We start from the raw sequence: 1,083 nt of genomic DNA on the forward strand, positions 1-1,083 counted from the left end.
TAAGTGAATCCGCATAAGTTATGGTGTATAAAGCGAGGCTTATAACAAGGGAGATGCACCATGTCTCGTCGCTTGCGCTTCATTTCTTTGACGCCCGACCAGCAACCTATCGTTAATGACGCCTACCAGCATGGTGAAAAGAGAGCACTACGCCGCAGAGCCCACGCCATCTTGCTCAGCCACAAAGGCCATACGATTAACCAGATTCGCGACATCCTCGGGGTTAAACGCGATACGGTGTCTACTTGGTTATCCCAATGGGAAAAAGACGGTATTGAAGGCCTTCAAGATAAACCTCGTGAAGGACGACCTAGCCTTCTCAACGAAAGCGAGCTTGCTGTGTTACAGCAACTTGTTGAAGAGCACCCGCATCAATTACCTGTCCTCCATGCTAAGTTTCAGGATAAGACAGGTAAAGTCGTCAGCCAGGACACGTTACGTCGTGCATTAAAAAAAACGGCAACAGTTGTAAGCGGGTACGCCGCTCATTGACTGCGCTGCGTGACGAAACGGATTTTCGTCGTACACAAGGTTTGATCAATGCTTTGAAGGAATGGGAAGACAATGGCGAGTGTGATCTTTACTTCTTTGATGAAGCTGGCTTCTCTCAATCATCATCACTTCCCTATGCATGGAGCCCGGTAGGTAAGCCTTGGGAAGTGACCGCCTATTCACGTAGCAAGCGGCTCAATGTGCTGGGCTTTCTCACCAGGAAAGGTAGCTTTTTCCATCGTATGACAACCGAGTCAGTGAAGACAGAGACCGTTATAGAAGCGTTCGATCAGTTCGCGGCACAGAAAAGTCCTGACGCCTTCGCCGTCGTTGTACTGGACAATGCCAAAATGCACCGTTCCAAAGCTTTCCAGCGCAAAATCATCGATTGGATGGCACACCGCATTCATCTGGTATATCTGTCGCCTTATTCGCCGGAGCTGAACCTGATCGAAATTCTTTGGCGTGAAATCAAATACAAGTGGTTACCGCTGACAGCCTACAGTTCGTTCGACAAGCTCTGTGAAGCGGTCAAAAACGTATGTGATAATTACGGAAAAAGTAACTCGATAACTTTTGCATAACCACTTA

The 1,083-nt window shown here is 47.9% G+C and carries 1 protein-coding gene; it reads left to right on the plus strand.

Annotated features, from left to right (window positions below):
- Positions 1 to 60: 60 nt before the first annotated feature.
- Positions 61 to 1,076, plus strand: a protein-coding gene (locus tag INT19_RS08130; RefSeq protein WP_172116735.1) for an IS630 family transposase whose coding sequence is annotated in 2 segments (ribosomal slippage) — positions 61 to 448 and positions 448 to 1,076 — 1,017 coding nt in all. Because the reading frame shifts where the segments join, the coding sequence is not laid out codon by codon here.
- The last annotated feature ends 7 nt before the right edge of the window (positions 1,077 to 1,083 follow it).

Origin of the sequence: Halomonas sp. 3A7M, from assembly GCF_014897875.1 — a bacterium.
GTDB lineage: Bacteria > Pseudomonadota > Gammaproteobacteria > Pseudomonadales > Halomonadaceae > Vreelandella.